The organism is Coprococcus intestinihominis, from assembly GCF_040096555.1.
Taxonomy (GTDB): Bacteria; Bacillota; Clostridia; order Lachnospirales; family Lachnospiraceae; genus Coprococcus_A; species Coprococcus_A intestinihominis.
Genome location: NZ_JBBMEK010000217.1, coordinates 1 through 5735 on the forward strand (window position 1 = coordinate 1; position 5735 = coordinate 5735).

The following is a 5735-nucleotide window of genomic DNA, read 5'->3' on the forward strand; positions in this document are numbered from 1 at the left end:
ACAATCCATATCGAGATAGTGATATTCCCGTATTTCGAGAAGAAAAAGCAAATTGGTTTTGAGAGGACTATAAATTCCAGTTTAACGAACAGGAGATGATGATCGCATGAAAATCCTACATGAACTTTCTTGGCTATGGGAAACGCTGGGCATTGCGCTTGTTGCTGCGGCTGTCTGCATGGCTTGCGCTGCGCTGATTGGCAAGGCAGCGAAGAAGAAGCTCGACAAAAAGGTGTTGGCGGTCGTAGGGGCAGCGGCATTTGTGGGCGCGATTCTGGCGGTCATTCTGATCGCCCGGACACCGATGCCGCTTTGATAGGACGGAGGATAGAATCATGCCGCTTCAAATCGTCAGAAATGACATCACGAAAATGAAGGTGGACGCCATCGTCAACGCTGCCAACGAGTCGCTGCTGGGTGGCGGCGGTGTGGACGGCTGCATTCATCGTGCTGCAGGACCGGAGCTGCTGACGGAATGTGAAACGCTCCACGGCTGCAAAACCGGGAGCGCAAAAATCACGAAGGGCTACAAGCTGCCCTGCAAATATATCATTCATGCTGTCGGTCCGCGCTGGTATGACGGACGGCATGGTGAGCGCGAACTACTGACATCCTGTTATCGGACATCGCTCATGCTGGCGAAGGAATACGGCTGCGAATCGGCTGCGTTCCCTCTGATTTCCTCCGGCATTTTCGGCTATCCGAAGGATCAGGCTCTCAAAGTGGCGATTGACACCATTAGCAGTTTCCTTCTCGAAAATGAAATGACGGTGTACATCGTCATTTTTGACCGCAAAGCCTATCAGATCAGCGGCAAGCTGTTTGCCGATATTGCAGCGTACATAGATGACCGCTATGTGGACGAGCATACTGATAATCGTTCCGAGCGTCTGCGCAGGATGAACGCCTTCCGGAAGGAAGAACCCATGCCTTGCGAGGCATCCGTTTGTGAAGAGGCAATCGAACAGCTCATGCCTCCCGTCTATGCGGCGGCTGCCCCCAAAAAGGCGGCAACCCTTGATGACGCGCTGGGACAGATCGACGAGAGTTTTTCCGAGATGCTTCTGCGAAAGATTGATGAGCGCGGCATGACGGACGCGCAGTGCTATAAGAAGGCGAATATTGACCGGAAGCTCTTCTCGAAGATCCGCTCGGACAAGTCTTATAAGCCTTCCAAGCCCACGGTCATTGCGTTTGCCATTGCCCTTGAGCTGCCGCTTGTTGAAATGAAGGATATGCTCATGAAGGCTGGCTTTGCGCTCTCCCACTCCAACAAGTTTGACATCATCGTGGAGTATTTCGTGGAGCATGGGAACTATAATGTCTTTGAGATCAACGAGGCTCTGTTTGCCTTCGACCAAAGTTTAATAGGAGCATAAGGTCTATGGATAAAGTGTTTCAGAAATTTTTGCGAAGTGGTATTGACCTTTCGCCCGTAGGGGTGGAGCGTCGTGAAGATAACAACCCATACTTTTGCACGCCAAAAGGTGCATCTATTTTTGGCTGGGCGGGTGTGGACGGCATCCACTTCTGCTTTGTTCGAGACTTTGGCGGTATGGTATTTTCCGTCAGTCCCATGAACTCGGCTCCGGATTTTGTTCATCCGCTGGCAAACGATTTTGAAGACTTTCTGAGGTTGCTCCTTGCTTGCAGTGATTCGGCAGCGCTGGAACAGGCGTGGATGTGGGATAAAGCCCAGTTTGAAGCCTTTTTGCAGGACAACCCTCCAACGCAGGATCAGCAAAGAACGCTATCAGAGCTTGCTGAGAAAATGAAATTGACGCCTATGGAACAGCCGTGGGTATACATCAAAAAGCTGCAAGCATCCTTTGATTATAGTAAGATCAAGTACACCGAGGACTATTATGATGTTGATATGAACCCAGAAGCAGAACCGACCATGCCTGAGTGGAAGGTCTACTTTGATGGAAACTTCTGGGGACATTCGGGAAAAGACCATGCCGGAACGGAAATCCGGTTGAATAAGCAATTTGACTGGGCGAGGCATCATTGGGTTATTCCTGCGGCGTATTCTTGCAGCAAGGGACTCGTCATGGACTTTTGTATGCGTACCCCGGAAGAAGACATTCGCAAGTTCATAACTAAATGGGATTTACACCCCGAAAACGACTCCTGCGAATACTTCACGCAGGAGCAGCAAATGCAGATAGATTTAGACAATCCACTTTGCCTTAACTTTATTCCTCGTTTGGAATTGAACGGGAAAACAATGCTGACCTCCCACGGCTGTTCCGTGGTCTTTAATCCATGTTTGCCAGACGGGGTGATCAATGAAGCGGAAGCAAAGTGGGCATTGGAACACTATGATTTGGATACATCCTATGGATGGATGATTTTTCGGGCAGCTTTTCCGTGGACAAGCAAACGCCGTCCTGAAATAAAAGCCCTCTCCCTTACAATGGAGCAGCAGTCGTGTCGTGTCCCGGGACCACATTTCAAGGCACACGCTCCCGGTGATTCGTTTTCTTTCCTCCATCCGGTCAGTGGAAAAAAATACACATTGACTGTACAGGAATTAGAGCAGCAGACAATTTCCGAAAAGCGTTACGGTTCTGACCGCTGGTTTTATCCTACGCATTTTACTGCTATGAGCTATACACTTTCTCCTGAACCTGACAGCGATGTTACGATCTGTGATTGCGCTGAGGGGGACAAGCCTTTGGAAATTGCGCCATGCTCTGACCGCTATGCACCAGAGGCACGAAACGATATTGCTTGTATCGGCATTATCGGCGGAGCGGACGGTCCAATCGCAATCGTGTGTGGAGACAGCTCAAAAGAAAAACTTCATGCAGTTTGTTCCTCTCTACACTTTGAGCCGGTGGAGGGTGATATTGAATGGCGTATCGTATTCAACATTAAAAGCTCCAATGAAATGTCATTAGGGCTGATCTAAGAAGAAAGCGGAGGCAAAGAAGGTGAAACAACACACTTACATCGCAATCGACCTGAAATCCTTCTACGCCTCCGTGGAGTGCCGGGAGCGCGGCTTAGATCCTCTGGACACTAACCTTGTTGTTGCGGATGAAAGCCGTACCGATAAGACCATCTGCCTTGCCGTCACGCCCTCCCTCAAGAGCTACGGTATCTCCGGACGCGGGCGGCTATTTGAAGTCAAACAGCGCGTGAAGGAAGCGAATGCCGGACGGCAGCACGACGCGCCGGGACACAGATTGGACGGCACATCACACTTCTACTCTGAGCTGCAAGCAAACCCGTATCTGGCGATTGACTTCATCATCGCGCCGCCTCGGATGGCGTACTACATGGAGTATAGCACCCGCATCTATCAGGTTTATCTCAAATATATTGCCCCGGAGGACATCGTGGTCTACTCCATCGACGAGGTGTTCATGGACGTGACGGACTACCTGAATACCTACAAGCTCTCGGCACATGATCTCGCCATGAAGATTATCCTCGACGTGCTTGAGACAACCGGCATCACGGCAACCGCTGGGATCGGGACGAACCTCTTTCTCTGCAAAGTGGCAATGGACATTGTAGCGAAGCACATCCCAGCCGACAAGAACGGCGTCCGAATAGCCGAACTGGATGAAATGAAGTTCCGGCGTGAGCTTTGGGCGCACCAGCCTCTCACGGATTTCTGGCGCGTGGGTCGAGGTATTGCGAAGAAACTTGAGCAGAATGGGATGTTCACAATGGGCGATGTTGCCCTTTGCTCGGAGCGGAACGAGGACTTGCTTTACAAGCTGTTCGGCAAGAATGCGGAATTGCTCATCGACCATGCGTGGGGCTGGGAGCCTACGACCATTGAAGCGATCAAGGCATACCGTCCCAGCTCCAACAGCCTCAGTTCCGGTCAGGTATTGCACTGTCCCTATGAGCCGCAGAAGGCGAAGCTGGTTGTCCGGGAAATGACGGACTTGCTTGTGCTGGACTTGGTGGACAAGGGGCTTGTCACCGATCAGATGGTTCTCACAGTTGGCTACGACATTGAGAACCTGACCGATCCTGCACGACGGGCAAAGTATCACGGCGCGGTGGGGAAAGACCCCTACGGTCGGGAGATTCCCAAACAGGCGCACGGCTCTATTAACCTCGACGGTCACACATCCTCTACCCGCAAAATAATGTGTGCTGTGTCAGAGCTGTTTGACCGGATCGTGGACAAGAATCTGCTTGTCCGCCGTATGTATGTTGTAGCAAATCATGTCCTGCCGGAAGCGGACGCGCCGAAGAAAAATGACGGTGCTGTCCAGCTTGACCTTTTCACTGACTATGCTGCCGAAGAGGAAAAACAGAAAGCCGAGGACGCCGCCTTGGAACGTGAGCGGAAAATACAAGCCGCCACGCTTGCAATCAAAAAGAAGTACGGAAAGAACGCCATCCTCAAGGCGATGAATCTTGAAGAAGGCGCAACCGCGAAAGACCGCAATGCGCAGATTGGAGGGCATAAGGCGTGAACGGAAAATACGACGAGATCATGGGACTTCCTCATCACGTTTCCAAAACGCGACCACAAATGCCGATGTCAGATCGTGCAGCGCAGTTTGCACCCTTTGCCGCCCTCACCGGCTATGATTCTGCAATCAAGGAAACCGGACGTCTGACCGACGAAAGGATTGAGCTTGATGAGGGAGCCTTGACCGCTTTGAACATGAGGTATCAGCTTCTCATGGATGCCCTTGATGAAGAGCCGGAGGTTGAAATAACCTACTTCAAACCTGATGAGCGCAAAGCTGGCGGTGCGTATGTAACTGCAACCGGCGCAGTCATAAAGGTTGATGACTTTGAGCGCCTAATTACCATGCAGGACGGCACGAAGATTCCGATGGATGACATCCTAAGCATTGACGGAGAGCTGTTCTTATCCTTAGAATAATGTCGCTTGCCATGCGACCAAATGAAGTGAATACCGAAGTACAATATGACTGTAAGGTGAGACACCAAGCAGTCATTTTTTTATATACGGAGGTACAAAACATGAGAAAGAACATGACGGAGATCGTATTCATCCTTGATCGCAGCGGCTCTATGAGCGGACTGGAAAAAGACACCATCGGAGGATTCAACTCCATGATTGAAAAGCAGAAAAAAGAGAATGGCGAGGCATTGATCTCTACCGTTCTCTTTGACAACGTGAGCGAGGTTATCCATGACCGTGTGCCGGTTCAGAAGGTGGATCCGATGACCGACAGGGACTATTCCGTTCGCGGCTGCACCGCGCTTCTGGATGCTATCGGCGGAGCGATTCATCACATTGGGAATGTCCATAAGTACGCAAGAAAAGAGGATGTCCCTGAACACACACTGTTCGTCATCACAACGGATGGCATGGAGAATGCAAGCCGCCGTTATGACAGCGAGAAGGTCAAGAAGATGATTGAGCGACAGAAGGAAAAGTACGGCTGGGAGTTTCTTTTCCTCGGTGCAAACATTGATGCAGTTGAGACGGCAAAGCATTTTGGAATTGGAGCAGATCGAGCGGTCAATTACCACTCTGACCGCGAGGGAACGCAACTCAACTATGAAGTTCTGAGCGAAGCGGTTTCCGCTGTCCGATGCAGCGTACCGCTGGGTACGAATTGGAAAAAACGTATTGATGAGGACTACAATTCCAGAAAGGACGGGAGAAAGTAATGAGAATAATCACCGTAAAAGGGACAGGCAATGTCTCCGCAAGACCGGATTACATCATCCTATCCCTGAACATTGAAGTCTTATCTGAAACCTATGACCGCGCAATGTCG

At 50.7% G+C, this 5735-nt stretch carries 6 protein-coding genes; all 6 read left to right on the top strand.

Annotation, left to right across the window (positions count from 1 at the left end):
* The first annotated feature begins 178 nt into the window (after positions 1–178).
* The 6 genes from WMO25_RS13920 to WMO25_RS13945 all read left to right on the top strand — a co-directional run bounded on the left by WMO25_RS13920 (position 179) and on the right by WMO25_RS13945 (position 5625).
* A complete protein-coding gene (locus WMO25_RS13920; protein ID WP_252196375.1) occupies positions 179–316 on the top strand; it encodes a hypothetical protein in 138 nt (45 codons plus the stop codon).
* Positions 317–335: 19 nt separating this feature from the next.
* On the top strand, positions 336–1379 hold the full coding sequence (locus WMO25_RS13925) for an O-acetyl-ADP-ribose deacetylase (protein WP_349085806.1): 1044 nt from the start codon (positions 336–338) through the stop codon (positions 1377–1379).
* A 5-nt stretch (positions 1380–1384) separates the two neighbouring features.
* Complete coding sequence (locus WMO25_RS13930; protein WP_148336295.1) at positions 1385–2917, top strand: sodium ion-translocating decarboxylase subunit beta; 1533 nt, start codon at positions 1385–1387, stop codon at positions 2915–2917.
* A gap of 22 nt (positions 2918–2939) precedes the next feature.
* Positions 2940–4448 (top strand): Y-family DNA polymerase, encoded by a 1509-nt coding sequence (locus WMO25_RS13935; RefSeq protein WP_349085808.1) that lies wholly within the window; start codon positions 2940–2942, stop codon positions 4446–4448.
* Entirely contained in the window at positions 4445–4867 is a 423-nt protein-coding gene (locus WMO25_RS13940) for a YolD-like family protein (protein WP_008396798.1), read from the top strand. Before WMO25_RS13935 ends, WMO25_RS13940 begins: the two co-directional genes overlap by 4 nt.
* A 101-nt stretch (positions 4868–4968) precedes the next feature.
* Positions 4969–5625 carry a vWA domain-containing protein gene (locus WMO25_RS13945; protein ID WP_349085810.1) on the top strand — a complete coding sequence of 219 codons (657 nt, stop codon included), beginning with the start codon at positions 4969–4971 and terminating at the stop codon, positions 5623–5625.
* Positions 5626–5735 lie beyond the last annotated feature (110 nt).